Here is a 3,923-nt window from a genome sequence, read left to right as displayed (position 1 = left end):
CCCGCCCTCGTACGCCTCGTGCGCCGAGTCCTCGGCCTCCGCGTCGTCAGGTGAGTCGACATCGAGCGGCGCCATCCCGGCCACCAGCGGCAGCTGATCCCGCAGCCGCGCGGCCAGCTCGGACGCCCGCAGCCGGGACGCCGGGGCCTTGGCCAGGCACTGCACGATCAGCTGCCACAGCTCATCGGGGATGCCGGGAAGCGGAACCACCGTCTCCGTGACATGGCGCCGCAGCACCGCTCCCGGGTGCCCGCCGCCGAACGGCGTGAACCCGGCCAGCAGCTCGTACAGGACGGTCGCCAGGGCGTAGATGTCGACGGCGGCCCGCGGCGGCAGCCCCTCGATGATCTCGGGGGCGAGGTAGTCCGGCGTCCCGATGACCTTCGTCGCGCGCGTGCGGCGCGGTGAGTCGACCAGCTTGGCGACGCCGAAGTCGGTGAGCAGCGCGGGGTGCGAACCGCCGGGGCCGAGCGGGCCCTGCATGTCCAGGAGGACGTTCTCCGGTTTGACGTCCCGGTGCACGATCCCCGCGGCGTGCGCGGCGGCGAGGCCGTCCGCGATGTCCGCGGCGATGGCGACCGCGGCCTCCGGGGCGAGGCGGCGCTCCCGCTCCAGGCGGGTGCGCAGGTCGGTGCCGCGTACGAGCTCCATGACCAGCGCGAGGTCGGTGCCGTCCACGACCAGGTCGACCACGCCGACCACGCGCGGGTGGTCGAGGCTCAGCAGTGCGGTGCGCTCCTGGACGAAGCGTCCGACGAGCTCCTGGTCGGACGCGAGGTCCTCGCGCAGGAGCTTGATCGCGACGGGGCCGTCCGGCCCCTCGCCCAGCCACACCGTGCCGGCTGACCCGCGCCCCAGAATCTGGTGGGCGGTGTACCGGCTGCCGATTTTCCGTGCCAAGACTGCTCCTACAGACGCGTGTTGCCGACAAAGCTACGCGGCTCTGCGGTCAACCTTCGCTTCAGCGGGAGAAATCACCCTGCGGATGTCGACAAATCCCCTAAGTCAGGGCCTTCTGGCGTCAGGGGCTTCTAGTTGAGGTCCTTGACCCAGTCGGCGGCGTTGGAGGTCCAGTCCGAGATCAGCTCCCAGTAGCTCTTGCTCGTGTTGACCCAGTCCTGGAGCGGGGTGAACTCCCAGACCATCCAGCCGACCACGAACAGCAGGACGATCGTGAACAGACAGCCCTTGAGGCAGCCCAGGCCCGGAATGCGCATCGGGTTGGCGCTGCGCCGACGCGGCTCGCGGGGCTGCCGAGGGGCGGGCTGCTGGGGCTGCTGCGGCGGCGCGTAGTGCTGGGGCTGCGGCTGCTGGGGCTGGGGGGCGTACCGCTGAGGCTGCTGGTGCTGGGGCTGCTGATGCTGCGGGGGGTACTGCTGCGGCTGCTGGTGCTGCGGCGGGTACTGCTGACGCCGCTGCGGGGGCTGCTGGCGCTGGGGCTGCGGCGGCTGGGGCTGGGGCTGGTTGCGGGCCACCTGCCGCTGCGGGCGGCGGCGCAGCGGGTCCTGCTCCGGGTCCAGGTACTGGATCTGGGTCTGCTCGCTGCGGTCGCGGGCCGCCCGCATCTGGCTCTGCCAGGGATGCGGGTCGTCCGACTGCGGCGTCCCGTCGGGGTTCTGCGGCACCGGCGGCATGACCGCGGTCGGGTCCGCTCCGCGGTTGCTCGGCAGTACGGAGGTGGGGTCGGCGTCGCCCCCGGTGTGCGGCATCACGTTGGTGGCGGCGTTCGGGTCGTGCTGCCCGTACGCGGCCGCGTTCTGCGGCAGGGCCTGGGTGGGGTCGGCGGCGCCCGGCGGTGCCGGGACCGCCGCGGGTGCCGGGTCGGGCGCGAGCAGGGCGCCGACGCCCGCGGCGGCCGCGTACTGGGCGGGGCCGGCCTGCGTACCGATGCCCTCCGCGACGACCCGCAGCCCGCGCGCCAGGTTCTCGGCGCTCGGCCGGTCGTCGGGGTTCTTGCGCAGACAGCGCTCGATGACCGTCCACAGCGGCTCGGGCACCCCCGCGGGGCACCGCACCTCCTCGCTGAGGTGGCGGTGCAGCACCTCAAGCGCGGTGCCGCCGGCGAACGGCGGTCGGCCGGTGACCAGCTCGTACAGCAGGATGCCGGCGCCGTAGATGTCGACAGCGGAGGTCTGCGGGCGGCCTTCGGCCGACTCCGGCGCGACGTACGCGGGCGTGCCGACGAATTCATGGGTACGGGTCAGGCCCGGGGAGTCGGCGAGGCGCGCGATGCCGAAGTCGGTGAGCATCGGGTGCATCTGCTCGCCGTCGTCCTGGAGCAGGACGTTGGCGGGCTTGAGGTCGCGGTGTACGACGCCGTCGGCGTGGCTGGCGGCGAGCGCGTCGGCGATCTGGGCGGTGAGCAGGGACGCCGCGACCGGGGTCATCGGGCCGTTGTCCCGGATGTAGTGGTGCAGGTCCGGGCCCTCGACCAGGTCCATCACCAGGGCGAGGAGATCGCCCTCGACGACCAGGTCGCGGGTGCGCACGATGTTCGGGTGGGTCAGGCGGAGCAGGACGGAGCGCTCGCGCAGGAAGCGCATCACGACGTCCGCGTCGTTCGCCAGCTCCTCCTTGAGGACCTTGATCGCGACGGTCTCGCCGGGCTGGCCGGCGACGGCCGCCTCGGCGCCCGCGGTCTCCCGCTGGCGGGCACGCCAGACGGTGCCCGTGGCGCCGCGTCCGAGCGGCTCCTCGAGCAAGTACTTGCTGCCTACCGGCCGCACGTCATGCGCTCCCTGCATCGATCTGCTGGTCTCGTTCCGACCCACTGTAGTGCGGCCGGATGAGGCACCGATCCGCCGTGACCGGCCAACCCGGATCGGCGTTCGATGGGAAGACGCGCGGCGCGGGCGGATGGTTGCCGGGGTGACGGAGGGGGATCGCGGGGTCACGCCGCTCCCCGTCGAGCGGCGCCGGTTCGGGGGTAAAGGCAGCAGTCAGTGGGCGTGTTGTCAGTGGCAGGTGCGAGGATGCACCACAGCACGGAGCCATGCCGTGCTGTGGTGGGGGGATGTGTGACATGGGCAGTCTCCCTGCCGGGCACCCGCGCAGAAGGGACCGCTGACGGCGATGCAGATCCGGCTGACCGTCCTCGGGCCGCAGAGCGGCCGCACCGCCCGCGCCTTCGATGTGCGCGCCTGCGATGTGCTGGTCACCGCACCGGCCGGGACCGCGCTGGCCGCGGTGGCATCCGGTCTGGCCAAGGCGGTCGGCGGCGCGGACGGGCCCGCGCAGATCTACGCCGGTTCCGAGCGGCTCGACCCGCAGCGCTGCGTGCTGGGCGAGCCGCCGCTGATCGACGGCGCCGTGCTGTCACTGCACTCCCCCGCGGAGCCCGCCCCGTCGACCGACGGGGCCGCGGCCCGGCTCCATGTCGTCGCGGGTCCTGACGCGGGCGGGGTGCATCTGCTGCACGGCGGCCGGGTCACGATCGGCCGCTCAGCGGACGCCGACGTACCACTGGACGACCCGGACGTCTCGCGGCTGCACTGCGCGGTGACGGTCGGCGATGACGGCCGGGTCAGCGTCGCCGACCTGGACTCCACGAACGGCACGACGCTCGACGGCAGGGCGGTCACCGACCGGCCGGTCCGGTTCTCGCCAGGGGCGCTGCTGCGCGTCGGCGAGTCCACGCTGCGCCTGACGCCGGTCGACACGGAGACCACCCTGCCGACGTCGGTGGACGGCGAGGGCCAGCTCCGGGTGACCCCGACCTCGGCCCTTCAGGGCGGCGGGCCCGCCCTCGTACCCGCCGGGCCCCTGGGCGCCGCCCCTCCGGCCAGCCCCACCGGGCACGGGTACGGCTCGGCGACCTGGGCGACGCGGTCCGACGAGGCCACCCACGGCCGCGGCGGGGACCCGGCCGACGCCACGAGCCCGGACGGCCACGCGCGCGGGGGGCCGGGGGCCTACGACGCCGG

3 protein-coding genes are annotated in these 3,923 nt (G+C 73.9%); 1 reads left to right on the top strand and 2 read right to left on the bottom strand.

The window, feature by feature from the left end:
- Positions 1-900, bottom strand: a 900-nt coding sequence (locus tag U9R90_RS34105; protein ID WP_411061182.1) for a serine/threonine-protein kinase, incomplete at its 3' end; no start/stop codon positions are given.
- 131 nt (positions 901-1,031) lie between these two features.
- The gene (locus U9R90_RS34100) at positions 1,032-2,726 is read right to left on the bottom strand and encodes a serine/threonine-protein kinase (RefSeq protein ID WP_411061180.1); all 1,695 of its coding nucleotides are present in this window, start codon (positions 2,724-2,726) and stop codon (positions 1,032-1,034) included.
- A gap of 346 nt (positions 2,727-3,072) precedes the next feature.
- On the opposite strand from U9R90_RS34100, the gene U9R90_RS34095 reads away from it, so the two are divergent.
- A partial coding sequence (locus U9R90_RS34095) for an FHA domain-containing protein (RefSeq protein WP_411061178.1) occupies positions 3,073-3,923 on the top strand: 851 nt, incomplete at its 3' end.

Source organism: Streptomyces sp. E11-3 (assembly GCF_046540415.1).
Taxonomy (GTDB): domain Bacteria; phylum Actinomycetota; class Actinomycetes; order Streptomycetales; family Streptomycetaceae; genus Streptomyces.
This window is presented reverse-complemented; position numbering and strand designations above follow the sequence as displayed.